26 protein-coding genes and 1 pseudogene are annotated in these 23,555 nt (G+C 41.0%); 7 read left to right on the top strand and 20 right to left on the bottom strand.

Translation table 11 applies throughout. The annotated features are described in order from the left end of the window. Positions 1–55: 55 nt before the first annotated feature. The 3 genes from crcB to yneA form a co-directional block, all read right to left on the bottom strand. Positions 56–424, bottom strand: a complete 369-nt coding sequence (gene crcB, locus ACPW7N_RS00670) for a fluoride efflux transporter CrcB (RefSeq protein ID WP_425649058.1) — start codon at positions 422–424, stop codon at positions 56–58. A gap of 99 nt (positions 425–523) precedes the next feature. After that, on the bottom strand, positions 524–724 hold the full coding sequence (locus tag ACPW7N_RS00675) for a DUF896 domain-containing protein (protein ID WP_425649059.1): 201 nt from the start codon (positions 722–724) through the stop codon (positions 524–526). A gap of 125 nt (positions 725–849) precedes the next feature. Further along, positions 850–1,191, bottom strand: coding sequence for a cell division suppressor protein YneA (gene yneA, locus ACPW7N_RS00680; protein WP_425649060.1), 342 nt, complete (start codon positions 1,189–1,191; stop codon positions 850–852). A gap of 153 nt (positions 1,192–1,344) precedes the next feature. Between yneA and lexA the strand changes: the two genes are divergently transcribed. Beyond that, on the top strand, positions 1,345–1,968 hold the full coding sequence (gene lexA, locus ACPW7N_RS00685) for a transcriptional repressor LexA (RefSeq protein WP_425649061.1): 624 nt from the start codon (positions 1,345–1,347) through the stop codon (positions 1,966–1,968). A gap of 61 nt (positions 1,969–2,029) precedes the next feature. Here lexA and ACPW7N_RS00690 read toward each other — a convergent pair whose 3' ends face one another. The 7 genes from ACPW7N_RS00690 to ACPW7N_RS00720 all read right to left on the bottom strand — a co-directional run bounded on the left by ACPW7N_RS00690 (position 2,030) and on the right by ACPW7N_RS00720 (position 8,239). After that, positions 2,030–2,521 carry a DUF456 domain-containing protein gene (locus ACPW7N_RS00690; RefSeq protein ID WP_425649062.1) on the bottom strand — a complete coding sequence of 164 codons (492 nt, stop codon included), beginning with the start codon at positions 2,519–2,521 and terminating at the stop codon, positions 2,030–2,032. Between the two features lie 113 nt (positions 2,522–2,634). Next, positions 2,635–3,453, bottom strand: coding sequence for an ammonia-dependent NAD(+) synthetase (nadE, locus tag ACPW7N_RS00695; RefSeq protein ID WP_425649063.1), 819 nt, complete (start codon positions 3,451–3,453; stop codon positions 2,635–2,637). 17 nt (positions 3,454–3,470) lie between these two features. Then, on the bottom strand, positions 3,471–4,085 hold the full coding sequence (gene nadD / locus ACPW7N_RS00700; RefSeq protein WP_425649064.1) for a nicotinate-nucleotide adenylyltransferase: 615 nt from the start codon (positions 4,083–4,085) through the stop codon (positions 3,471–3,473). 10 nt (positions 4,086–4,095) lie between these two features. Beyond that, entirely contained in the window at positions 4,096–5,559 is a 1,464-nt protein-coding gene (locus ACPW7N_RS00705) for a nicotinate phosphoribosyltransferase (RefSeq protein WP_425649065.1), read from the bottom strand. Between the two features lie 18 nt (positions 5,560–5,577). Next, complete coding sequence (locus ACPW7N_RS00710) at positions 5,578–6,135, bottom strand: cysteine hydrolase family protein (protein ID WP_425649066.1); 558 nt, start codon at positions 6,133–6,135, stop codon at positions 5,578–5,580. Between the two features lie 63 nt (positions 6,136–6,198). Continuing rightward, positions 6,199–6,975 carry an NUDIX hydrolase gene (locus ACPW7N_RS00715; protein WP_425649067.1) on the bottom strand — a complete coding sequence of 259 codons (777 nt, stop codon included), beginning with the start codon at positions 6,973–6,975 and terminating at the stop codon, positions 6,199–6,201. Between the two features lie 328 nt (positions 6,976–7,303). Next, positions 7,304–8,239 carry a hypothetical protein gene (locus ACPW7N_RS00720; RefSeq protein WP_425649068.1) on the bottom strand — a complete coding sequence of 312 codons (936 nt, stop codon included), beginning with the start codon at positions 8,237–8,239 and terminating at the stop codon, positions 7,304–7,306. Between the two features lie 383 nt (positions 8,240–8,622). On the opposite strand from ACPW7N_RS00720, the gene ACPW7N_RS00725 reads away from it, so the two are divergent. The 5 genes from ACPW7N_RS00725 to ACPW7N_RS00745 all read left to right on the top strand — a co-directional run bounded on the left by ACPW7N_RS00725 (position 8,623) and on the right by ACPW7N_RS00745 (position 11,486). Next, positions 8,623–9,195: a DUF3231 family protein gene (locus tag ACPW7N_RS00725; RefSeq protein ID WP_425649069.1), complete on the top strand. Its 573-nt coding sequence runs from the start codon at positions 8,623–8,625 to the stop codon at positions 9,193–9,195. A 191-nt stretch (positions 9,196–9,386) separates the two neighbouring features. Further along, positions 9,387–9,932 (top strand): YdcF family protein, encoded by a 546-nt coding sequence (locus tag ACPW7N_RS00730; RefSeq protein WP_425649070.1) that lies wholly within the window; start codon positions 9,387–9,389, stop codon positions 9,930–9,932. Positions 9,933–10,279: 347 nt separating this feature from the next. Next, on the top strand, positions 10,280–10,444 hold the full coding sequence (locus ACPW7N_RS00735; protein ID WP_425649071.1) for a hypothetical protein: 165 nt from the start codon (positions 10,280–10,282) through the stop codon (positions 10,442–10,444). Positions 10,445–10,926: 482 nt separating this feature from the next. Continuing rightward, the gene (locus ACPW7N_RS00740) at positions 10,927–11,094 is read left to right on the top strand and encodes a hypothetical protein (RefSeq protein ID WP_425649072.1); all 168 of its coding nucleotides are present in this window, start codon (positions 10,927–10,929) and stop codon (positions 11,092–11,094) included. 209 nt (positions 11,095–11,303) lie between these two features. Continuing rightward, positions 11,304–11,486, top strand: coding sequence for a hypothetical protein (locus ACPW7N_RS00745; RefSeq protein WP_425649073.1), 183 nt, complete (start codon positions 11,304–11,306; stop codon positions 11,484–11,486). Positions 11,487–12,871: 1,385 nt separating this feature from the next. Here ACPW7N_RS00745 and glnA (ACPW7N_RS00750) read toward each other — a convergent pair. The 8 genes from glnA (ACPW7N_RS00750) to ACPW7N_RS00785 all read right to left on the bottom strand — a co-directional run bounded on the left by glnA (ACPW7N_RS00750) (position 12,872) and on the right by ACPW7N_RS00785 (position 21,152). Then, positions 12,872–14,206 carry a type I glutamate--ammonia ligase gene (gene glnA, locus ACPW7N_RS00750; RefSeq protein WP_425649074.1) on the bottom strand — a complete coding sequence of 445 codons (1,335 nt, stop codon included), beginning with the start codon at positions 14,204–14,206 and terminating at the stop codon, positions 12,872–12,874. Between the two features lie 39 nt (positions 14,207–14,245). Then, entirely contained in the window at positions 14,246–14,656 is a 411-nt protein-coding gene (locus ACPW7N_RS00755; protein WP_425649075.1) for a MerR family transcriptional regulator, read from the bottom strand. A gap of 240 nt (positions 14,657–14,896) precedes the next feature. Further along, positions 14,897–16,231, bottom strand: coding sequence for a type I glutamate--ammonia ligase (gene glnA / locus ACPW7N_RS00760; RefSeq protein ID WP_425649076.1), 1,335 nt, complete (start codon positions 16,229–16,231; stop codon positions 14,897–14,899). Positions 16,232–16,271: 40 nt separating this feature from the next. Beyond that, the gene (locus tag ACPW7N_RS00765; RefSeq protein WP_425649077.1) at positions 16,272–16,682 is read right to left on the bottom strand and encodes a MerR family transcriptional regulator; all 411 of its coding nucleotides are present in this window, start codon (positions 16,680–16,682) and stop codon (positions 16,272–16,274) included. Between the two features lie 225 nt (positions 16,683–16,907). Further along, positions 16,908–18,185 carry a methionine gamma-lyase family protein gene (locus ACPW7N_RS00770; protein ID WP_425649078.1) on the bottom strand — a complete coding sequence of 426 codons (1,278 nt, stop codon included), beginning with the start codon at positions 18,183–18,185 and terminating at the stop codon, positions 16,908–16,910. Between the two features lie 43 nt (positions 18,186–18,228). After that, positions 18,229–19,524 carry a GTPase HflX gene (gene hflX / locus ACPW7N_RS00775; protein ID WP_425649079.1) on the bottom strand — a complete coding sequence of 432 codons (1,296 nt, stop codon included), beginning with the start codon at positions 19,522–19,524 and terminating at the stop codon, positions 18,229–18,231. A gap of 151 nt (positions 19,525–19,675) precedes the next feature. Beyond that, complete coding sequence (locus ACPW7N_RS00780; protein WP_425649080.1) at positions 19,676–20,614, bottom strand: AAA family ATPase; 939 nt, start codon at positions 20,612–20,614, stop codon at positions 19,676–19,678. Positions 20,615–20,711: 97 nt separating this feature from the next. Continuing rightward, positions 20,712–21,152, bottom strand: coding sequence for a ribosomal-processing cysteine protease Prp (locus ACPW7N_RS00785; protein ID WP_425649081.1), 441 nt, complete (start codon positions 21,150–21,152; stop codon positions 20,712–20,714). A gap of 150 nt (positions 21,153–21,302) precedes the next feature. On the opposite strand from ACPW7N_RS00785, the pseudogene ACPW7N_RS00790 reads away from it, so the two are divergent. Continuing rightward, positions 21,303–21,629: pseudogene (locus tag ACPW7N_RS00790) on the top strand (hypothetical protein); the annotation flags it as partial. A 114-nt stretch (positions 21,630–21,743) separates the two neighbouring features. Here ACPW7N_RS00790 and ACPW7N_RS00795 read toward each other — a convergent pair. Beyond that, the gene (locus ACPW7N_RS00795) at positions 21,744–22,025 is read right to left on the bottom strand and encodes a YolD-like family protein (RefSeq protein WP_425649082.1); all 282 of its coding nucleotides are present in this window, start codon (positions 22,023–22,025) and stop codon (positions 21,744–21,746) included. An 89-nt stretch (positions 22,026–22,114) separates the two neighbouring features. Next, entirely contained in the window at positions 22,115–23,548 is a 1,434-nt protein-coding gene (locus ACPW7N_RS00800; protein ID WP_425649083.1) for an amidase, read from the bottom strand. Positions 23,549–23,555 lie beyond the last annotated feature (7 nt).

Below are 23,555 nucleotides of genomic sequence, written 5' to 3' on the forward strand. Positions count from 1 at the left end.
GATTTGTTGGCTATAAAATAAAGTGTGAATCAAAGCGTTGCAGGGCATGAGTCTCTTAGAGAAAAAACTGACGACCAGCAACTATACCCAAGAAGACTCCGACAAGGCCAACGCCTAGACTCAAAACCGAGTACACGAACGCTCGTTCCCACATCCCACTTTGAATGAATTGAACGACTTCAAGAGAAAAGGTAGAGAAAGTCGTAAACCCACCCATGATGCCAGTTGTCAGAAAAATATAGAGAACAGGGGACATGATGCCCTTCTGCTTTCCCCAGACGAAAAACATACCGATCAAAAGTGAACCCACACCGTTGGCCATCCATGTTCCGTAAGGCAAGTTAGGCTGGTTCAGCAACAAGGAAAGCATATAACGAAGCACGCTACCGATAGCTCCACCAACAGCGACCGCAAGCCAATTCATAGTATCTCCACCCACCTTTTATGTAACCAATCAACATACGACAGAAAAGCACCCGCTACAGAGGGGTGCTCATCGTTGAAAACCTGGGTTGACGCTATATTAATGTTTTGGTCCTTTTTCTTCCTCAATATCTTCTACATATCGAATAGAATCAAGATTGAATTTGAGGGAGGTGCGTACAGCTTGAATATATTTCTGACGCAGTTCAGACTGTTCCTTGGCTTCTTCTTCGTTCAGTCCGACCTCTTTAGACTTTTTGGCTAATTCGTTGATTCGTTTGATCTCTTCATCTGAAACCACGATTTCGTTCCCTCCTTCCACATCAACGCATTCCTTTTAAAATCAGGAGATACGCTGCGTACTATCATTTCATTATAGCACAAAGCTGGATGGGAGGAAGCTTGGAAAAAACGAAGAAACCTCTATCAATTTCGAACAGGTATTTTCAAAGACTGTCCAGGATAAATTAAAACATTCTCCAACCCATTCACTTCGATGATGTGATCAACTATCTCACGAATATCCGCATCAGCCGATTGGGAATGCTCCGTTGCCAATTGCCAGACACTCTCACCTGCTTTCACTGTAACAACTTTATATTGAGTGGTATCCGCATTTACAGACCCAACCATCAAACTGCCCATCAGATAAAATACAATTCCTAATAATAACGTGTACAAGATTGCCTGCCCACGAGTAATTCCGATTTTCACACGCTTACTGCCAGCTTTCTTCGCCTGCGGTTGATAATAAAGAGTTGCTTCCATAACGACTACCCCCAAACATTCGTTCTCATTTGTTGTTTTTATCATAATGCGAACGTGTGTTCATGTCAATAGAAAAAAACGAACTTATGTTTGTCGAACGCAAGATCCCATGGTATAATGTAGAAAAAGGTTCGAGAGAGTCGAGGTGTAATAATGTCCAAGCTTTCTAATCGACAACAAGCGATTATTGACTTTATCCGTAGAGAAGTTAAAGATAAAGGGTATCCCCCATCCGTCCGTGAAATCGGTGAAGCTGTTGGACTAGCTTCCAGTTCTACTGTTCATGGGCATTTAGCTCGTTTGGAGAAAAAGGGTCTGATCCGTCGCGATCCTACCAAGCCACGGGCAATTGAGTTACTTGGTGACGGCGATCGTTATCAGGAAGATTTTGATATTTCAGTTGTTCGAGTCCCTGTGCTTGGTAAAGTTACAGCCGGACAGCCGATTACTGCTGTCGAACAAGTCGAAGAGTATTTCCCACTTCCTGAAAATCTCGTTTCTTCTGACAACGTCTTCATGCTGCGGGTATCAGGTGACAGTATGATTGAGGCAGGCATTCTCAATGGTGACTATGTCATCGTTCGCCAGCAAAACGTCGCTACCAACGGCGATATCGTTGTTGCCATGACAGAAGAAGATGAAGCAACGGTTAAGCGCTTCTTCAAGGAAAAAACCCATTTCCGTTTGCAACCGGAGAATTCATCACTAGAACCGATCATCCTTCAATCCGTTTCTATCCTCGGCAAAGTGATTGGTGTCTACAGAAACATTCACTAGTGTCTACATAAGAAAAGCTTGGAAGCTGAACTCAAGGAGCAGCCACCAAGCTTTTTTCATACTAGAATATCGCAATAAAGAACCATGCAATCATCGTCAACTGGATGAACACTTTAACTACAGCACTACCGAGGAATGCGATCAGGGAACCGACCCCCACTTTGACCGCCTTATCTAGCGGCTGCTTCTGGATGAGCGTTTCAACAGCGATAATCAACGCAAATGGCAACAGAATCATCCCGAAAGGCGGAATAATAAAGATCCCCAGCAAGATCCCAGCAATACCCGCAATGGATGACAATCTGGAACCACCAGATTTTTTCACAAAATACAGGTTTGTCAACAAATCCGCTCCATAAGAGAACAAGCTTAAAATTCCCATCCCCCACCAAAACGACGGAGGCAAGCCCGCTGCTCCTGGATCAACCAGAACAAACTGATAAAGCAAGAAACCAATCCATAACAAGATCAGATCAGGCAGCACCGGCAAGAAGATTCCCGCAATGCTGATCCCGAACAACACTACAATCATAATCCATAACAATATCTCCATGGCAACCTCCTGAAATCACCCTATCATTCAATGTGAACACTAGTTGTTTACGTGGTATGTTTCCCAAAGTTTCAAAAACCCTTCTCTTGCACTTGGCAAAAGAAGGGTCTGTATTATTTCCACCACTGATCAAAAGGAGTGACAGGCAATTCCCGCTTGTGTTGGGTTGTTTTGTACCGTTTTTCAATGTTCGCTTTCACACCTGCATCAACGATGTTTCCTGTCAAATACTCATCAAGCTGATGATAAGATATTCCCAATTCATCTTCATCGGCTCGTTGTGGCCTGTTATCCAACAAATCGGCTGTTGGCGTTTTCAAATAGAGTTTTTCAGATGCGTCCAATGCTCGCAAAAGCTCTCTGCCTTGACCTTTTGTAAGACCTGTAAGTGGAAGAATATCTGCTCCGCCATCTCCAAACTTGGTGAAGAAACCAGTTATTGCTTCTGCCGCATGATCGGTCCCAATGACCAAGCTATTTCGATCTCCTGCAATAGCATATTGAGCGATCATTCTCATTCTTGCTTTCACATTTCCTTTGTGAAAATCAGCCAACTCTTGACCAGTAACATCACGGTGTGTAGATACAAGGGCATTTACAGAATCTTGAATGTTAAAAACAATCGTTTCGTCGGGTTTTATAAATACCAAAGCTTCCTGAGCATCATCTTCGTCTTTTTGTACTCCGTATGGCAATCGTACCGCACAGAATTTTGCATCATATCCTTCAATACGTAGCTCTTCTACCGCTAATTGAGCCAATCTTCCTGCTAATGTGGAGTCTTGCCCTCCACTGATTCCTAAGACAAAACCTTTTGCACCTGCCTTTTTACAATAAGCCTTTAGGAACTCTATTCGATTGCGAATTTCCTCTTTACTATTAATAGTTGGTTTGACATGCAAAGCGTCTATTATTTGTTTTTGAGTGTCCATCTTATCTTTACCCCTCACTATCGATAAAGTTTGTTGGTTTTAATGTAGTCGTAACAACAGTCTGGAACCAAGTATCGAGGTTCCCCTCCACGTTTGAATTCTTCACGAATATAGGTTGAACTGATTTCCATCGCCAATCCTTTGTCGATCAAATGAAAAGTACTTCCATTATCGGCGTTTCGCAGAACAGGAGATTTGCTGATCGCTTTTAACATGTCGATCCCGTCTCTTGCCATGACGATAAATTTGTTTTCATTGATTAAACCCTCTGCATTCTTCCATTTTCCCTCACCGATATCAACCAGCAAATCGGCTCCCATGATGAAATAAATTTCATCGTCAGGATACTTCTCTTTAAAGTGTTTCAGCGTGAGGTAGGTGGCAATCTCCCAACCGAATTGTTTCATTTCATAATCATCAGCTACAAATTTATCGTTGTTTTCAATTGCCTTGACAACCAAGTTCCAACGATGCTCGTCAGTGATATTCATGTCTTTATCTGTACGTTGACTAGAGCAAGGCAGAAAAATCACCTTATCCAGTTTGCACCGGTGAGCCACTGTACTCGCTGTCCACAGATGAACATTGGTAATCGGATCAAACGAAGATCCGTAGATTCCAATCTTGGCCATAGTCTCCTCCTTATTTTTGATTGAGCTGATTTACTTTTTGCTGAATTTCTTCGATGAGTTTCATTTTGTTACTCCAACAATTTTGACTTAAGCTAACTGGATATTCCGCAGGATTCATCGTTCGTTTGTATTCATCCCACAATACATCCAGATTTTCTTTTACAAACCCCTGGATTTCATGAATTGTTGGAAGCTGATAGACCAATTCCCCATTTGTAAAAATGACTTGATGGAGTTCTCTCGCTTCAAAATTCGTAACAAATTTTGATATATACGTATGAACGGGGTGAAACATGTGAAGACGAGTTTCATTTTGAACGTCTTCGTGTTCCAGAGCAATATAGTCGCCCTCTGATTTGCCATTTCCTTTGTTTATGATGCGATAAGCCTTTTTTCGTCCAGGTGTTGAAATTTTTTCAGGATTGGAGCTGATTTTCATGGTATCTACCATCACGCCGTTTTCATTTTCAATGGAGATCAGCTTATAAACGGCTCCCAGAGCTGGTTGGTCATAAGCCGTAATGAGTTTGGTACCTATGCCCCATACATCAATTTTTGCTCCCTGCGCTTTCAGGTTCATGATGGTGTATTCATCCAAATCATTGGATGCGTAGATTTTTGCGTGGGGAAAGCCCGCCTCATCAAGCATTTTACGTGCTTCTTTAGATAGATAAGCCAAATCACCGCTATCCAAACGAATTCCTTTAAAATTGATTCGATCTCCAAATTCTTTTGCAACTCGGATCGCTGTAGGAACACCCATTTTTAACGTATTGTACGTATCCACCAAGAATACGCAATCCTTGTGTACCTCAGCATATTTACAAAAAGCAGTGTACTCGTCTAGGTAAGCTTGAACCATCGCATGGGCATGTGTTCCTGCCGTTGGAATTCCAAAAAGCTTACCAGCACGCACATTGGATGTCGCATCAAATCCAGCAAGATAAGCGGCTCTTGTTCCCCAAATGGCAGCTTCCATTTCTTGTGCTCGTCTGGTTCCAAACTCCATACTGACTTCATTTCCAATTACCTGCTTGATCCGAGATGCTTTCGTGGCAATAAGCGTTTGGTAGTTAACGATATTTAAGATTGCTGTTTCAATTAATTGGGCTTCTGCCAAGGGCGCTTCGATTCGCATCAGTGGTTCATTTGCAAAAACCAATTCGCCCTCTCTCATGGAATAAACCGTTCCCGTAAAGCGAAGCGTTTGTAAATAGTTTAAAAATTCTTCGCTGTAGCCATCATCTCTCAGGAAATCAAGATCACTTTCTGTAAACCGAAAATCACTGAGATAGCTGATCACCTGTTCAAGGCCGGCAAATATGGCGTACCCGTTTTTAAAAGGATTTTTACGGAAGTAGACTTCAAAAACCGCTTTACGGTTATGAATCTGATCCCGCCAATACACTTGCGTCATATTAATTTGATATTTATCGGTGTGCAAAGCAAGGCTGTCATCTATGTTCTTGTTCATGTTCACCTTCCCCTTCCGCTACTGAATATCTGCTCCAAGTGATCCTTTAAAATGACGCAAGGCCCAAGAATGACCCTCTTGATCAAAGCTTGCAACCGCATCTTGATGAATCACGATGTTGAATCCTTTGTTATAAGCATCGACTGCTGTATGCAGTACACAAATATCGGTGCAAACTCCTACCAAATGAAGCTCCGTAATCCCTCTTGACCGCAGTTGCAATTCTAAATCCGTTCCGACAAATGCACTGTATCTTGTTTTGTCCATCCAGTACACATGATTTGCCTGTTTATTCTTTTGATAAATCTCTTCTAATTTGCCGTACAGTTTTCGCCCTTCTGTCCCCTCGATATTGTGTGGCGGAAACAATTGGGTTTCAGGGTGGAGGGAATCGTCTTCTGTATGCAGATCAATCGCAAAAACAACATAGTCATCATTTTGGATAAACGTTTCTGTGATCTCCACAATCTTTTTCTCAATTGCTTGAGCCGGTTCCCCACACGTTAATGCCCCATTGGTTGCAACAAAATCATTTGTGTAATCGATATTAATCAAGGCTCTTCTCTTTTTGTCCATACTGGATTCCTCCTTAATTCAAATTAACATTTGCATAATTGTTAATTGATTATTTTAAAAAAATTATATTTTTGTATGGTAAATCGACTTGTTCAACTCTACCTCTATAAAGCGATACAACTGAGTGGGTCGTTTGGAAGTTCGTGTTGTTTTCTTTCCTTTGATTTCCTGGATAAACGGCAAGGTTTTCACTTTCCTTGCAAATGCAGATTCCACTACGATGGCAGAATCGTTTGTGACTGTTAAAAGGACTGCTTGCAGCTCTGAGTACGTAAATTCTTCAGGTAAAAACTCTTTTGCCACTGTTGTTCCAAGCAGCTTATTCTGAATCACTTTGATCGCGTCTTTAATGATCCTAGCGTGATCAAATGCCAGATCAAGCGTTAAAACATCTTTTACGGAGAACAACTCTACTTCGCTTGCATCATCATTGGCTTGTCGATTGGAAAGTGTAAATTCTGGTACGATCGCATAATGAGCATTCGAGATAATCCAGCCTCTCGGATCACGACCAGGATCATCGTAAACACCAAAATGTTCGAGGTGAATATGTTCTACACCTGTCTCTTCCTTCAGTTCTCGCTCGGCAGATTGGAACGCATTCTCATTAGGATTCACAAATCCACCAGGCAAAGCCCATTTCCCCGCTTCGATATTTGGTCGATTCTCACTGTCCACCATGCTTCGTTTAATCAACATAATTTGTAGATCATAGACGGGCGGTTTGAAGTTTTCCACCTTGATCGGAACAATGGTAAAAACGGCGATATCCGATGTGTAGCCATCTGGTGTCCGATATTTTTTAACATCGTACTCTTTTAGTGCTTGTTCATTTGACATTGCTGATCTCCCTCAATCGAAATTAACAATTATCATTTTGTTAATTGTATTTTACTGGACTTATTTTTGATTGTCAACCTGATTTTTCCACCTGAAGAAAATAAGCATTATGATTTTGAAGTTTCCGACAACACTCACTTTGTGGGAACAATCCTTCCTGACTCGTGTTTCGAGTACAAAAGAAAGATACATTTTCTCTTTTGTTAAGTAACCTTTGGTAGCTTGTCCCATTCTCGATGGTAAAGCATTCTCCTTGCTCTTTCTATCCCTTTCTTCATTGCAATTTCCATTTCTGGTATTATTGCAATAAAGAAAGGGTTCTCTAGTTTCAAGCCCGATCTAGAAATGAATAATTACCGTCTAACAAGATTCGGTCGGATCGCGTGTCTCTCCAGGTGATGGTCGTATATATGTCCGTTTCAGCACCTTTTTGTTTGGTGTAAGAAACTTTGATCGGCTGTTTATTTGTAGATATCGTATAAGTCTGAACTTTGGATCCAAGTTTAACGTCAGATCCCTCTGGTTCTTCAACTATGGCAATTTCGACAGTCCGTGGGGCTCCCTCTGTTCGTAAAGCTAGCCTGAATGTGTATAGACCGGCAACTAATCCGCCATGCCCCTGATAAACCATATTTACATTTGAATTTGGATTTGTGTTAGAAAAAGATGCCTCATAGTTCCAGGCTTTGTTGCCTGTTTTTCGGTGATCTATTTTTATACTAGGAGAAGACCCGTTCCAACGAGGTGCTAGATAATAAATCTTTTTAGGTAGAGATGAAGAAGTCAACAATCGGTTCACATATTGAGGTGCATCACTCGGAGTCCCCACATATTCAATAACTGCTTCAACTCTTTCACGTATACTTGCACCAGCTCCAAAGCGTTCGCCTCTCGCGCGAGCACTTCCAACTAATCGTCTTTTTAGTCGTTGGAACTCCTGAACTTGACGCCTCGTATTATTCCATTTAGTATCTAAATCACCTTTTCCCCATACTTCCGCATACTGCCATTCCACTCTGGATTTTAGATCTCCTTCAATAGAATCTATAGTAATAATGCGATTTCCAGCAGGTTGATAGCCTACATTAAACGTGGCATCACCTCTTCGTACTTCCTCATGAACTTTGTAATCAACGATAACCCATCCATCATCAGGAAAATATTCTTGTGCAGGAGGGTTATCAGTTGTTGGGTTTGGTCCCCCTCTCGCACGGGCATCCAATATAAAAGCATTTACCGTTCTCCGCTCGCCAATTCGAGGCATACACATCTCTCCTGCATAGATTTTTTCCATTTCATCATATTTAGCCTAGAGATGAATGGTGCAGGAGTTGGACAAATTGACAAGGCAGATAGTTCGTAATTTTATTTCCTCGAGTAATGATTAGTAAAATTCAGCATTGAGGAAGCCTGTTGTCCAAACAGAAAATCTGTTGGTACTATTAAAAAATTAAATGACTTGTATAATTTATTCGTATTTTTTGTCATAGGAGGGCCCATGTGGAAAATAAATCAAATTCGTTACTTGCTCGTAATCTTGAATTAGAAGTACATCGTGTGTTGCGATAAAAATGAATGTCGCCTGAAGAAACAAGAATTGAAACTCCTTTATGTGGCAAAATATTTTATAGGAGGCGACAGTAATACATGGTTAACTTATTGGAAGCAACCGTAGATACGATCAAAACAATGATAGATCAAGATGAAGATCAACCTCTTCATGTTGGAGAGGTAATGGGATGTTGGTTATATTTAGCAGGTCTTGAATTAGCCAAAACAACGGTTCAAGCAGCAATTAACTCTACAACCGATCACGAATTAAAAGAATTGCTGGAAGAAGATTTGGCGCTTGGAACCAGCCAAAGAAAACGGCTTCATGATTTCATGATTAATAATGGAATTACCTTACCCCCTTCTTCCGAAGATATGCCAAAAACAGATCCAAATAATATTCCACTTGGAGTTAAATTAACGGACGATGTTCTCGCCAATGAATTATCGCTTAAGATATTAAGCCTAATTGTCCGGGCCGCCGGGATTTCTGCCGAATCGATCCGTGCTGATGTCGGTATGTTGTTTATTCAGTTCCAAAGTGAAAAATTAGCATTTGCGGCCAAATTGAAACACTCTATGCGTAAACGAGGTTGGATTCGAATGCCACCGTTCTACATTCCTCCTGGTTCCACTCAACCAACGAAATCTATACAAACAAATGATTAACATTTACGACGGGTGACATTTTGTCACCCTATTCTTTTGTGAATCAAGAACACCTACACTCAATGTTGGTTTGATCTCTGCCTTGTTTTCCTTTTGCATCTGCCCCCCCTCCTTCCACTCAATTACCGTTGTGTTAAGCCAAATCAAAGAGTAATATCAAAGTAGTTTTCTAAAAGGTGGTGACTTTGGAAATGTCTTCCCATCGAGCAATCTCAGAATTCATCTTTGCAGAACGCAAAAACCTATTTTCGCACCCTGACCTTGTCATTTTTCATCCTGGACATTATGTTGAATTAAACCAACAAATCATACAATTCTACAAACATGAGGGGTTTTCAAAAATTACTTTGTCTTGTGCTCCCAATCGGTTTATGAACGGAAAGTCAGAATATGAGGTGTATAAAACAATCCTAGTTGATGTTGGTATCCCAGAAAATGACATCATTCACATTACAGAAGGTTACACCATTGAAGAAATTGTTAAATACTCCTTTCAAATTCCTCTCCAACAATCGATACAGTACAAGAACGTACTTTTAGTCGGGAAAGCTTTTTTTATGAGACGTTTCTTAATGTTGGGTGAAAAATATGCTCCCGACGATACCAATCTTGATGTTATGGGGCTAACTGATGATAGAGGCATTACAAAAAACAACTGGATGGACACTGAAACCGGAACAAAAAGAGTCATCGGAGAGCTTGAAAAAATATCATTGTTGTTGAAAGGGACTATTTAATCGTCTTTTTTACTTTCTAACTATTTTGCTAAATGTACGACATTTACATTTTTGATATTAATTAAGAAAAACTGGAGATAAGTAATGTTAATTTCAAAAATCATGCAAGTACTTTTACTACTATCATTTTTCCTATTAATTCTCGGCATTTTGTTAAGAAAAAGTGGATTAAATCTTGTTGGAATTCTATGCTTTATGGTTTATATATGTTTGTATATCTACATTTTTAGAGATTTAGATTTGCCATGATCTCTCTACACATTTTGTTAAATGAAATTGCTGCTACTTCCCATCAACCAGGTTTTTTTAAACATTGAGCTATCGTTACTCATTGAGGAGGATATTGAATGGACATTGGTCAAAAAGATGGGCATGCATACACAAAGCAAGACTTAATTGAATTTATTAATAAATCGCTTGCTGAGTTAGAAAACAATCCAGATTGGGAAAATGTCTCGCTATTTTGGATCTACGAAGGAGGTGCATCAAAATGGTCAGCCTCGGGACTTTGACAACTTTCGCTTTTGTATCACTAGCCTTGTTAGTGATCGTAGGTAACATTAACATAATTTCTCTTTTGTTAAGTGACTCTGATCATTCTCGATTTCAATCAAACTTCCTAATAGCCACATAATTTTTTAATTTGTGAATTGTACTACATAAGACTTTGGGAAAAAATGTTATTTTCACTTAGTATAGGAGGTGAAAATAGTGAAAAAATTAATAATTTTGTCAGTAGTTATAGGAAGCCTTTTGAGTGTAATTCCAAGCGCTTCAGCCCAAGAGCCCCATTGTTGTGTATGGAGTCATGGTCATGTTGTTTGCTGCACATAGAAAGAACCAATCAACAAATTTCCTTTAGACTAGGCTGTGAAGCTTAGTCTTTTGTTATTAAAAATGCACAAAAGTAATGTTTTATTTCGTGAAATGCACTACAGATTATCTTGAACAAAAAAGTTATTCTTGTTTTTACAAACAAAAAGGGGTGAAATAAATGCGTAATTTTCTCCTTATTGCAGTAGCTGTTGTAAGTCTATTAGGAGGAGTACAAGGTGCATCAGTCGCTGTAGCCGCAGGTATTACCAATGGAGGGCATAACGAGCCTCCTGTTACAGGTTTAGCTTTTTCAAATGGAGGTCATAACGATCCTCCTACAACCTGATAAACCTCCATCATAATTTGTTTAAAATAGACCGGAATGACAGTAGGAGTTCCGGTCTTACCCTTCCTATGTCATAACAAACGTAATGTTTTGTAAAATTTATACCTTTGTATATCCTGAACCCCAAGAAATATACATCAGAATAATTATTATTTGCTTCAATTTTTGCTACATTAAGATCAATTACATGTAGCAGAAGAGGTGATTTGATGAAGAAATTTTTGTTTGCAATCTACACTCTGGCTACACTCGCTGTGGGCATCCATTTAACAGATGGAGGTGGTCACACCGATCCTCCTGATGTTGACGGATTTGCACTATCTAGCAAGTACGTCCAAATCGTAGAGGGTGGCACACATACCGATCCGCCCGATGTAGAAGATTTCGTTTAAATTCTCTGGCAGGACCTCTGTTTGACCGGAATCCAAACATATTGTATTCCGGTCAAATTTAAGTTTGTACCCCTCTTTTATTGATTTACCGTTGTGTTAATAGTCGTAAATGACGCTTATAGCGCAGCCATCTAAAGGGTTTGAAACCACCTGTTGTATACATTTATTAAAATTTGTAATAATATGGTTCATAACCAACATGTATATGAGGTGTAAATATGATGGGGGTAAATGTTTTCTTTTTTGTTTCTTTCCTCAGTGTTATTGGGCTGATACTTTGTACAGCTATTGTTATAGTACGAAGATTTACAGAGCCATCTAACGAACTCATAAGACAAGTTGCGGTGCTTACTCGTGAAGTTGAAGAATTAAAATCCAAGAAGTGAATTTAAACTTTGAGCATTTCCTGCTTAAGGTTTCTTATTTCTCTCCCCTAACTAAAGTGTTAAGCCCGACTTTTTACCTTAGACATGCAAGCTGATTCCAATCTTTCTGAATCGTAAGTCTCGCCGTTAAAGTCGATCACCACATAGCTAGGAACGACCAAAAACTCTTTTCCACATTTATTACATTTTGGATTGTCATACGCATATATCCCATTGATCGTATCCGGCTTTTGCAAATCAAAGTCGGCATTTTCAAAAACCACATGACCTGTACATCTTATTACATTGCATTAATGTGCCTCGATTGACATACTTCAACCCTCCGTTTTCTCAATACACATTTTGTTAAATATTCTTTGCTTTCTCTTTACATACCACCTAAAATTTATGAAGAGTCTACTGGATGAGGTGGTATAAGGATTTATGGCAAGCGCTTTAAATACAAGATTCTGTTGTCAGAGTTAAGCGAAAATGATTCATTATATTTTGAAGTTGGTCAAACTCAAGACGGTACATACTCTGACCAAATCAAAGTGATTAAAAGTGTTGAAATAAAAGACGGATATCTAATAATAAAGGGACTCAAAGCAGGAATTTTTCCGGTTTGAGCAATGTCTCTTCTACTCGACTTCGCTTTCGCACCCCAAACAAACCTTGTCGCTGTTTATTATCTCTGTCTCTAATCACACTTGTCATATCCCAAGGAACCGATAATCGTCCATATGAATCTCTCCCTTTACTTAATTGAGAAAAAGTAAAATCATCTTCTACAATCTCTTAGAGATGATGGTTGATAATTGACAATACAAAGCGGCCTCGGACACACGAATTAAAAGTTTCACCAGGTATGATTGTTTATGATCCACCTGATGAAAACTTATACCAATCTTTGAAACTGGTCATATATCCATATGCAAGGTGATAACAAATTACCAAACCAGATTATGCCTAAAAACAACAAAACCCCCTACGCTTAGAGGCGTAGGGGGTTTGAGCATCTTAGTAAGTGCTCATGTATTGCTCGCGCTCCCACTCATGTACACGGGTGCGGAACATATCCCACTCGATTTCTTTTGCTTCGATGAAGTGCAACAATGCATGCTCACCCAAAGCTTCACAAATAACGGGGTCAGCTTTCAAGCATTCGATTGCTTCTTTCAAGCTGGACGGCAAGCTTTCGATGCCATTTTCTTCACGATCTTGTTCATCCATTACATAGATGTTGCGATCAATTGCAGGAGGTGCTTGCAATTTGTTTTTGATTCCGTCCAAACCTGCTTTCAACATAACCGCAAGAGCAAGGTATGGGTTAGCAGCCGGGTCTGGGTTACGCACTTCAATACGAGTTCCCATACCACGAGATGCAGGGATACGAATCAATGGAGAACGGTTTTTCGCAGACCAAGCCACGTAGCAAGGTGCTTCGTAACCAGGAACCAAACGTTTGTACGAGTTAACCAATGGGTTTGTGATCGCTGCGAAACCACGTGCATGGAGAAGGATTCCAGCAAGGTATTGTTTCGCTGTTTCACTCAAACCAAGTTCATCAGATTCATCATAGAAGGCATTCTCTTTGCCACGGAACAAGGATTGGTGAGCGTGCATACCAGAACCGTTTACACCGAACAATGGTTTTGGCATGAACGTAGCGTGCAATCCATGTTGACGAGCGACTGTTTTAACTACCAATTTGAAAGTAAGGATTTGGTCTGCTGCTTCAATCGCATTCGCATATTTGAAGTCGATCTCATGTTGACCTGGAGCCACTTCATGATGAGAAGCTTCAATTTCGAAGCCCATTTTTTCAAGGGTTAGTACGATATCACGGCGGCAGTTCTCACCGAGATCGAGTGGCGCGAAGTCAAAGTAACCACCTTGGTCATTCAGATCAAGTGTCGGGTTGCCTTTTTCATCTAATTTAAAGAGGAAGAATTCTGGTTCTGGACCTACGTTGAAGTCTGTGAAACCAAGTTCTTCTGCTTCTTTCATTACTTTTTTCAAGATTTGACGTGGGTCACCTGCGAAAGGAGATCCGTCTGGCATAAAGACGTCACAGATGAGTCGAGCAACTTTGCCCTCTTCTGTTCCCCAAGGGAATACTACCCATGTGTCAAGGTCTGGATACAGGTACATATCGGATTCCTCGATACGAACGAATCCTTCGATGGAAGAACCGTCAAACATCATTTTGTTGTCGAGTGCTTTTGGAAGTTGAGAAAGTGGAATCTCAACGTTTTTGATTACACCCATCAAATCTGTGAATTGCAAGCGAATGTACTTCACATTCTCTTCTTTTGCTAAACGCATAATGTCTTCTTTCGTGTAGCGGCTCAAATCATTCTCCCCCTGACCAATAAATGTAGATTATATTTTTTAGTGGAAAAAGCGTGATAGCTCTCCACGAATCAGCGCCGTCTCACCGAAGCGAGAAGCACCGGGATTCATAATTTGTTGCTTCAACATCTGGCGCAGCTCTTTGTCAGACAGTTCCTTGCGCTTCGCTTCGGATTTCTCGGTGATCTCCGTTTTCTCCGGTATTACGCCTTTCATGTCAATCACTTGCTTGATACCCGCCATGTTGAGTCCTTTTTCAATGAGTGCTTTGATCTCCAGAAGTCGATCAACATCATTAAAAGAGAAGAGTCGTTGCTTACCTTCCGTACGGGCCGGATGAATTAAATCATTTTGTTCGTAGTAGCGAATTTGGCGTGCAGTCAATTCAGTAAGCTTCATCACAATACCAATCGGGAAGAGAGCCATGTTGCGACGAATTTGATCACTCATACATTCTCCCCCTATTCACTTTTTCCAATCGATGCATTTCATATTCGATTTATATTTCATATCATACGCTCTCAGATGAAAACCGTCAATAGTTATGTCAGTAAATATTACATGAAAAAAGTAATTTATTTAACATCACCATGTATCATTTTAAAAAACTTTCTCCTAGCTAGTCCTTTATGAATGTTACAGACAGATAACAAAAAAGCCCTACGCCTAGAGACGTAAGGGCTGATGATACTAGTATGTGCTCATGTATTGTTCGCGCTCCCAATCATGAATACGAGTGCGGAACATATCCCATTCAATTTCTTTTGCTTCGATGAAGTGAAGCAGTGCATGTTCACCTAATGCTTCACAAATAACTGGATCTGCTTTCAAGCAATCAATCGCTTCTTTCAAAGAAGCTGGCAAGCTCTCGATGCCATTCTCGGCACGATCCTGCTCGTCCATCACATAGATGTTGCGATCGATTGCAGGAGGAGCTTTCAGTTTGCTTTTGATTCCGTCCAAACCAGCTTTCAACATTACTGCAAGAGCAAGGTATGGGTTAGCTGCCGGATCTGGGTTACGGATTTCAATACGAGTACCCATTCCACGAGAAGATGGGATACGAATCAATGGAGAACGGTTTTTCGCAGACCAAGCCACGTAACAAGGCGCTTCGTAACCAGGAACCAAACGCTTGTACGAGTTAACCAATGGATTCGTAATCGCTGCGAAACCACGTGCATGGAGAAGGACTCCTGCCAAGTATTGTTTCGCTGTTTCGCTCAAACCAAGTTCATCAGACTCGTCATAGAATGCATTTACGTTGCCACGGAACAAGGATTGGTGTGTGTGCATCCCTGAACCATTTACACCGTACAATGGTTTTGGCATGAACGTAGCGTGCAATCCATGTTGACGAGCGATAGTTTTAACTACTAACTTGAAAGTAAGGATTTGATCTGCTGCTTCTACTGCATTTGCATATTTGAAGTCGATCTCATGCTGACCTGGAGCAGTTTCGTGGTGAGAAGCTTCAATTTCGAAGCCCATTTTTTCAAGAGTCAGTACGATATCACGACGGCAGTTCTCACCAAGATCGAGTGGTGCGAAGTCGAAGTATCCACCTTGGTCGTTCAAATCAAGGGTTGGATTGCCTTTTTCATCTAATTTGAACAGGAAGAATTCTGGTTCTGGACCTACGTTGAAGTCCGTGAAGCCAAGCTCTTCTGCTTCCTTGATTACTTTTTTCAAAATTTGGCGTGGGTCACCCTCGAAAGGTTTTCCATCTGGCATATAGACGTCACAGATGAGACGAGCAACTTTGCCCTCTTCTGTTCCCCAAGGGAAAACAACCCATGTGTCAAGGTCTGGATACAGGTACATATCGGATTCTTCGATACGCACGAATCCTTCGATGGAAGAACCGTCGAACATCATTTTGTTGTCAAGTGCTTTCGGAAGTTGAGCAAGTGGAATCTCAACGTTTTTAATTACACCCAACAAGTCAATGAATTGCAAGCGGATGTACTTGACGTTTTCTTCTTCGGCTAAACGCATAATGTCTTCTTTCGTAAAACGACTCAAATTATTCTCCCCCTGACCAATAAATGTAAAATTCTATTTTTTAGTGGAAAAAGCGTGATAGCTCTCCACGAATCAGCGCCGTCTCACCTAAGCGAGAAGCACCGGGATTCATAATTTGTTGCTTCAATATCTGGCGCAGTTCTTTATCGGACATTTCCTTGCGCTTCGCTTCCGAATTCTCAGTAATCACTGTATGCTCCGGTTCAGCGCCTTTCATATCCATTACCTGCTTGATACCAGCCATATTCAGTCCTTTTTCAATTAACGCTTTGATCTCCAGAAGACGATCGACATCATTAAAAGAGAATAGTCTTTGCTTACCTTCCGTACGGGCCGGATGAATTAAATCGTTCTGTTCATAGTAGCGAATTTGTCGTGCTGTCAGTTCAGTAAGCTTCATCACAATGCCAATCGGGAAGAGAGCCATATTACGGCGAATCTGATCACTCATACAATCTCCCCCTAATTACCATTTTTCACAACTTTGTAAGCAATCAATTCCAATCTTACGTGTTTTGTCGGAACTCGTCAATAAGGTCAGATAATATAACACGCCTCTTTTGCACCAAAATAAAAAGATACGAGGGAAGAATAGCCCTCGCATCTTCGTAAATTTGTCGTACAGTTGTTCCTTTAAAACAAACCGTGACTGGCAAAAGAGTTCCTTAGCGAAACTTCAGTTTTTCGGTAAATCAAGCAAGCCTTTGGAGAGCATTTGATCCAATGCTGTAATAATCCCCACTTTTACATGGGAGTAGGTCAAACCACCTTGGACAAAACCGAGATAAGGCGGCCTGATAGGACCATCTGCCGAGAATTCGATGCTGGCACCCTGAATAAATGTCCCCGCAGCCATAATCACTTCGTCTGCGTACCCCGGCATCTCACTTGGGTAAGGCGTCACATGAGAATCCACGGGTGCTGCTTTCTGAATGCCCTGACAAAACGCAATCAAACGCTCTGCAGAACCAAACGCTACGGACTGGATTAAATCCGTGCGAGGTTCATGCCAGAGCGGATTGGTGCGAAACCCTAGTTTTTCTAATAATGCAGACGAAAACACAGCACCTTTCAAAGCTTCACCCACTACGTGCGGAGCAAGGAAAAAGCCCTGGAACATCTCCAATAGCGAGTACAGTGATGCACCGCCTTCTGCACCAATCCCGGGAGCAGCCATGCGATACGAAGCCAGTTTCACCAGTTCTTCTTTCCCTACGATATAGCCACCCGTTTTGACGAGTCCACCGCCGGGGTTTTTGATCAGTGATCCTGCCATAATATCGGCTCCCACATGAAGTGGCTCCCTGTCTTCTGTGAACTCCCCATAGCAGTTATCAACGAAGATACGTAAGGAGGGATTGATCTCTTTTACGAATTTGACCATCTCTTCAATTTTTGCAATTGTAAAGGACGGTCGATCAGCATACCCACGGGAGCGTTGAATCCCGATCACTTTTGTCTTGGGTGTAATGGCTTTCGCAACTGCTTCGAAATCGATATCGCCGTTCTCTCGTAGTGGTACGACATCGTAGCCAATTCCATATTCTTTGAGTGAACCCTGGGATTCACCTCGTACACCAACTACTTCTTCCAATGTGTCATATGGTTTGCCTGTTATGTAAAGAAGCTCATCACCCGGGCGCAACAACCCAAACAAACAGATCGCAATGGCATGTGTCCCTGAAATAATATGGGGACGCACGAGAGCCGCCTCGCCGCCGAATACATCCGCATAAATCGACTCCAACGTAGATCGTCCCATATCGTCATAACCATACCCGGTGGATGGAGCAAAATGAAACTCATTTACTTCATGCTTCTGGAAAGAACGCAAAACACGCAGTTGATTGTAATCAACCATAGCTGCAATCTCATGATGGCGATGTGTGATTAATTTCTCGACTTCTTCTACAATTGGTTGCAGTTCTTTGCCATACGAAAATAACTGAAACATCCCTAATCTCTCACCTTTCCTGCTTGCACCAAGAACGATATTTTTACCAGGTCTCTTCTACAATCACTGGCTTTTCATCAAGAAACGGATATATCTTGCCGTATATCGGGTTATCCTGATTCACCCGCACTTTGATATGATAGGCAGAAGATTCTTCATTAAATTCCTGCTCCATCTCTACCCCTTCCCGGTGCAGCAAGGAGAGAATGTCTCCACGCTCAACCGGGACGGTCAATACCATCGGACGGAACGCCTGTAGAGCAATCTTCTCAATCCGTTCCAAAAGACGCTTCAGGTCATCCTGATTTAATGCCGAAATCGCTATGCTGTGCTCATTATTCGGCAGGTAACCGCCTGACATTAGCAAATCAATTTTGTTATAGACGATCAGTTGCGGAATCTCTTGCGCTTTCAAATCATGAAGCACTTTATCCACGACTTCCATATGAATCTCATAATCCGGATGGTGAATATCAACAACATGGAGAATCAGGTCAGCTTCTTTTACCCCTTCCAGCGTAGAGCGGAAAGCAGCTACCAAGGCAGTCGGCAAATCCTGAATAAAACCAACTGTATCAGTTAACAGGACATCTGTTCCACTTGGCAAAATGAGCTGACGTGTGGTTGGGTCAAGCGTGGCAAACAGTTTATCCTCTTGAAGAGTGCCTGCATTCGTCAAGCTGTTCAAAAGTGTTGATTTGCCTGCGTTCGTATATCCGACAAGAGCGATTTCGAATGCTTGATTCTTTTTGCGCCGCTCTCGATGGAGGTTACGTGTACGAGCAACATCTTCCAGTTGCGCTTTCAACTCACTGATCCGTTTTCGAATATGACGGCGATCTGTTTCGAGTTTTGATTCACCAGGACCTCTCGTACCGATACCGGCACCAAGGCGTGACATTTGTTTCCCTTGACCTGCCAAACGCGGGAGCAAGTAGTTGTATTGAGCTAATTCCACTTGAATTTTTCCTTCACTGGAGTGCGCACGTCCAGCGAAAATATCGAGAATCAACTGTGTACGATCGATTACCTTGCACTCGAACAACGTCTCCAGGTTCCGATTCTGGCTTGGAGACAACTCATCGTTAAAGATGACGACATTTACATCCAAATCTTTGGATCGTGCAGCAATCTCTTGAATTTTGCCGCTGCCTAAATACCAAGCATTATCAATTCGATCACGATTTTGCGTGATTACTTCCAGCACTTCTACATTGGCGGTTCGTGCCAGTTCATGCAACTCTTCCATGGATAAACGTACCCGTTCCTCATCACGATTATCCAGGATACAGCCTACAAGTATGGCGGTTTCATGGGTTTTAATCAAATCTTCGGCCATTCCCTCAACATCCTTTCCTTGCCAGCCCTATAACCCCAATTCGAAAAGGAGGACAGACCCGGACTTTTTGCTTCTTTAAACTCTTATTGTAGCATAGTTTGCGGCGTTTACTACAGGGTTATGTAAAGGCGATGTCGTCTGACCGCAGGCTTTACATCGTAAAATCTTCGGCCTTTAACAACAAGAGGTCTTCTTTTGTCAGATTCGATATGGATAACAACCGAACGGAATGAACGCGAATGGCTTTCTCAATTAAATTCCTGGTGTATCTGCCATTGCTAAAATTAAAATTGAAAGGATCTTCTGTTATTTTCGTTAAGTGATTTTTGATTTTATCCATTGCGACTCTTGAAAGTTCATACTGTTTATCTTTGGCTATCTGTTCGCAAATACTCATCAGTTCATCCACTGAATAGTCTACAAAATTTATTCGAATCGGAAACCTTGATGGTAATCCGGGATTAAGCTCTAAAAATGATTCCATTTCCTCGGTATAACCTGCAAGGATACAAATAAAATCATTCCCTTGATCTTCCAGTGATTTGGTTAAACAGTCTATGGCTTCTTTTCCAAAATCTTTTTCTCCCCCACGAGCGAGTGAATATGCTTCATCAATAAATAAAACTCCACCCATTGCACGTTTGATGAGTTCTTTTGTTTTTTGTGCTGTATGTCCGATGAATTCCCCCACTAGGTCGGCACGTTCACACTCAATCATATGACCTTTGGATAAAACCCCAAGTTCTTTAAAAATTTTGCTTATGATTCGGGCAACTGTTGTTTTACCCGTACCGGGATTCCCTTTAAACACCATATGATACATTTGCTTTTCACGTTTTAACTGATGTTTCTCCCTCTCAGCATTGATTCGAAACAACGCATAAATTTCATACATTGTTTTTTTCGCTTCGCTTAAACCTACAAGTCGTTCCAACTCATCAAAAGCTAAAACCAAGTTTGGACTAGCTGTAATTCGAACTAACTCTGCTAATGTTTTTGGTATCTTCGTTTCCTCAACACGGTTAAAAGTTACCTGAATTTTGTGGGGGTGTTTTGTCATATCTATGTTTGTCAATTTTTCATTACTCATGGAACTCACCTCCCGTAACCATATCTATATATACTCTAAATACCTAAAAAGCTGAATAAAAAAAGCGATTAAAATAACCGCTTTTTTGGGTGGGATTTCATTTAAAAATGTGGAACAAATTCTTTCTTCTCTCTTCTTGTATTTCAACAATAGTCACAAACTTCGTTCCATATGATTCTTGAATGGAATAAACACCCATTTTCAACGATTCTAATAATAGCACTCCTTCTTTACAACTCTTGTTTCTTTTCGCATTAGGCAGTATGCATTTAGCAAAATTTCTCTCTAATTCGACCTCAGCAATTTCATTGGTTAAAGATCTTATACTATTTATCGTATTTATTATAAGAATGGAAACACCAGCAGCTATTATATCTAGACCATATCGCATAAATCCTGTCTCCCCAGATGCAGTGAAACCATACAACACACCTTTATTGTTCAAGTAAAACGTTATAACGAAAGGGTCATAAGCATCCTCTCCTAATATTTCCCTCTGGAAATCTATTTCATCAAAAAAGCTGTTTATGTCATCCATAAATAACCTCACAATTCGTGGCTGTTTTCAAAAAAATGATGCTTTTATCCAATACGTTTTTATTAAATCACTTTTAGGTTAAAATATGTAATTGAATTTCCATTGAGAAATTTGAATTCCTATTAGACGAGGATGAAAAAAATGTTTTAGGAAACTCTTCCTAATTGGTGTTGGGCAGTATATTACTTTTTTTTATTAACAACATTAGGAACTGCAATATTTAGTGTTATACGAAAGAAAATATGGCATTTGTCCATTTTAGCCATTGCTTTTACTGTTACAGTTCCAATAATTAGTTTAATAAACAGTATTGGAAGGGCAGAAGAAATGAATGAATTTGAACATTTAATTAGTCAATTACAACAAGGGGCTATTTGGTCTATATTTACAATCCTAGGTTATTTGTTTTTATTAGTATGGTGGGTTTTGTTCCTACTCAAGAGCAAGACTAAAGATCAAGCTACAGTTTCAAATTAAACAGATAGCCTTTCTCTAATTCAAACTTACCACTCATTTAGATACTTTCAATGTTTTTCCAATGGCAAAAATAAATATCCCCTCCAATTACCTAGAAGAGGATATTCTTATAAATTACTTGCTAATTGAGGTAATACTATCTAGTTTAATCCAAATAAAATCTTCATCTTTATCAGCTAATTTAATTTTCTTATTTATTGCATCCAGTTGCTTTACGGCTCCTTTTACTGTCGAAATTACACCTAACTTTCCATAAATAGGCTCCCAGTAACTGATCTTGAGAGCATAGTCATAAGTAACACTATCGTAGATTCGAAAGTGCATCTCTGCTATCTCATTATCTTCCAAGACAGGGCATGGAACAAGAGAACGAAATAATTCATCATGATTTCCCATTTTAAAAATCCTCCATAACAAGAACGTGTGTTCTTATTATGTGCGATACATTTTGATATTTCAAGGATTGACATCCAAAAATATCGCAACTAGTCGTGTAACGCACATCTCACATAGCCCCTTACTTCCTGCTCCAAAATTTTGCCCAGTCGAAACAAGGCGCCTTCATTGCCAATCGAACTGATGAGTTGCACGGAAATCGGAAGTCCCTCCGAGGATACACCAGCTGGAATGACCAGGGAAGGTAGCCCCATTGTATTTGCCAGTGCAATATACGGTAAATACTGCAAGAACGTTTTGCGGATATTGAAAATCTCCTGATACACTTCTCCATGCGGAAGTGCATGTGTATGATAAACCGGCAAAATTAATATATGATGGTTGAAATACTGTGCAATTTCCGCATCCAGTTGTTTAAGCGTGTCGGATAGTTTTTCGATTTTCTTTTGGGACGGTTTATACAAGCTGGCCCCAATAAGTGCCCATGACAAGTAGTGGTGAACCCGAGAAGTTCCCAACAGTCGCTCTTTCAAAAAAGCAATCCACGGTGAATGCCCTTCCAGTGCCAGCTCAGCAATGCTTTTGCCCCCATCGATCGACATGATGTACTGCCAAAGCAAGGCAACCTGTTCAAACATCGGCGGATAATCATCTCGAATCGAAGTGATGAATGTATGAGAGAGATTAGCTGCGATTTTTTGTTCAACCTGTGTGAGGATATGGCGAGTATCATCACTTACGGGATACTCAGGAAGTGGTGCTGGGATGGAAACGCTGAATGATGCTAATTCTACGTCCTTTTCAGGAGCATCACTGATCAACTGATTGATTTGTTCCGCATCCCTGACCGACTTGGACAAGGCACCGATGCCTAACATCCTCGTTTGCAATTCGTGCTCCGTATAAGGAAAGTGTCCCACTTGCGAAACTTGATTGCTGCCTGATTTGAATCCGACAACCCCGTTAAAATGAGCGGGAAAACGGATAGAACCCCCAATGTCCGAACCAATTCCAACCGATGAACCGCCAATCGCAATCAGCGCTCCTTCTCCGCCACTCGATCCCCCAGTTGTGCGTTTTACATCCCACGGGTTGTTGCTTCTGCCGTAAAGCTTGTTATCTGTCTCCTGACAAAAGCAGAGTGTTGGTGTATTCGATTTTCCCAAAATGATGGCCCCAGCCCGCTTCAACTTGGCAACAACCACTGCATCTTCCATTGCTATAAAATCCTTGCGGTGAAAGAGACCTCCCGTTGTTTTCATCCCTTCCACATCAAAGCTTTCTTTCAGTGTGAGAGGTACCCCGAATAACGGCCCGGATTCCGTTCCTGTGAGCTTCTGGTCGCACGCTTTCGCTTCTTTCATCGCAGCATCAAACCGATCTTCAGCTAAAATATTTAACGTTGGCTGGACCTTCTCAAGCTGCTGGATGTACGTCCGTGTTGCCTCTTCACATGAAATCTCCTTCTGCCTGATTTTCTCTGCAACTGTCGTAGCATCCCAGTCAAGCACATCACGGTTCATACGATCA

The organism is Brevibacillus nigriterrae, assembly GCF_049846925.1.
GTDB lineage: Bacteria > Bacillota > Bacilli > Brevibacillales > Brevibacillaceae > Brevibacillus_H.

Excerpts from the sequence above, each read along its gene's own strand:
- ACPW7N_RS00715 (WP_425649067.1), bottom strand. The coding sequence starts at position 6,975 with ATGTCAAATGAACAAGCACTAAAAGAGTACGATGTTAAAAAATATCGG.
- nadE (WP_425649063.1), bottom strand. The coding sequence starts at position 3,453 with ATGGACACTCAAAAACAAATAATAGACGCTTTGCATGTCAAACCAACT.
- ACPW7N_RS00710 (WP_425649066.1), bottom strand. The coding sequence starts at position 6,135 with ATGGACAAAAAGAGAAGAGCCTTGATTAATATCGATTACACAAATGAT.
- ACPW7N_RS00755 (WP_425649075.1), bottom strand. The coding sequence starts at position 14,656 with ATGAGTGATCAAATTCGTCGCAACATGGCTCTCTTCCCGATTGGTATT.
- ACPW7N_RS00745 (WP_425649073.1), top strand. The coding sequence starts at position 11,304 with ATGAAGAAATTTTTGTTTGCAATCTACACTCTGGCTACACTCGCTGTG.
- hflX (WP_425649079.1), bottom strand. The coding sequence starts at position 19,524 with ATGGCCGAAGATTTGATTAAAACCCATGAAACCGCCATACTTGTAGGC.
- ACPW7N_RS00740 (WP_425649072.1), top strand. The coding sequence starts at position 10,927 with ATGCGTAATTTTCTCCTTATTGCAGTAGCTGTTGTAAGTCTATTAGGA.
- yneA (WP_425649060.1), bottom strand. The coding sequence starts at position 1,191 with ATGGAAGCAACTCTTTATTATCAACCGCAGGCGAAGAAAGCTGGCAGT.
- ACPW7N_RS00800 (WP_425649083.1), bottom strand. The coding sequence starts at position 23,548 with ATGAACCGTGATGTGCTTGACTGGGATGCTACGACAGTTGCAGAGAAA.
- ACPW7N_RS00780 (WP_425649080.1), bottom strand. The coding sequence starts at position 20,614 with ATGAGTAATGAAAAATTGACAAACATAGATATGACAAAACACCCCCAC.
- ACPW7N_RS00785 (WP_425649081.1), bottom strand. The coding sequence starts at position 21,152 with ATGGATGACATAAACAGCTTTTTTGATGAAATAGATTTCCAGAGGGAA.
- ACPW7N_RS00735 (WP_425649071.1), top strand. The coding sequence starts at position 10,280 with ATGGACATTGGTCAAAAAGATGGGCATGCATACACAAAGCAAGACTTA.
- ACPW7N_RS00765 (WP_425649077.1), bottom strand. The coding sequence starts at position 16,682 with ATGAGTGATCAGATTCGCCGTAATATGGCTCTCTTCCCGATTGGCATT.
- lexA (WP_425649061.1), top strand. The coding sequence starts at position 1,345 with ATGTCCAAGCTTTCTAATCGACAACAAGCGATTATTGACTTTATCCGT.
- ACPW7N_RS00795 (WP_425649082.1), bottom strand. The coding sequence starts at position 22,025 with ATGGGAAATCATGATGAATTATTTCGTTCTCTTGTTCCATGCCCTGTC.
- crcB (WP_425649058.1), bottom strand. The coding sequence starts at position 424 with ATGAATTGGCTTGCGGTCGCTGTTGGTGGAGCTATCGGTAGCGTGCTT.
- ACPW7N_RS00720 (WP_425649068.1), bottom strand. The coding sequence starts at position 8,239 with ATGCCTCGAATTGGCGAGCGGAGAACGGTAAATGCTTTTATATTGGAT.
- ACPW7N_RS00725 (WP_425649069.1), top strand. The coding sequence starts at position 8,623 with ATGGTTAACTTATTGGAAGCAACCGTAGATACGATCAAAACAATGATA.
- nadD (WP_425649064.1), bottom strand. The coding sequence starts at position 4,085 with ATGGCCAAGATTGGAATCTACGGATCTTCGTTTGATCCGATTACCAAT.
- ACPW7N_RS00705 (WP_425649065.1), bottom strand. The coding sequence starts at position 5,559 with ATGAACAAGAACATAGATGACAGCCTTGCTTTGCACACCGATAAATAT.
- ACPW7N_RS00730 (WP_425649070.1), top strand. The coding sequence starts at position 9,387 with ATGTCTTCCCATCGAGCAATCTCAGAATTCATCTTTGCAGAACGCAAA.
- ACPW7N_RS00690 (WP_425649062.1), bottom strand. The coding sequence starts at position 2,521 with ATGGAGATATTGTTATGGATTATGATTGTAGTGTTGTTCGGGATCAGC.
- ACPW7N_RS00770 (WP_425649078.1), bottom strand. The coding sequence starts at position 18,185 with ATGTTTCAGTTATTTTCGTATGGCAAAGAACTGCAACCAATTGTAGAA.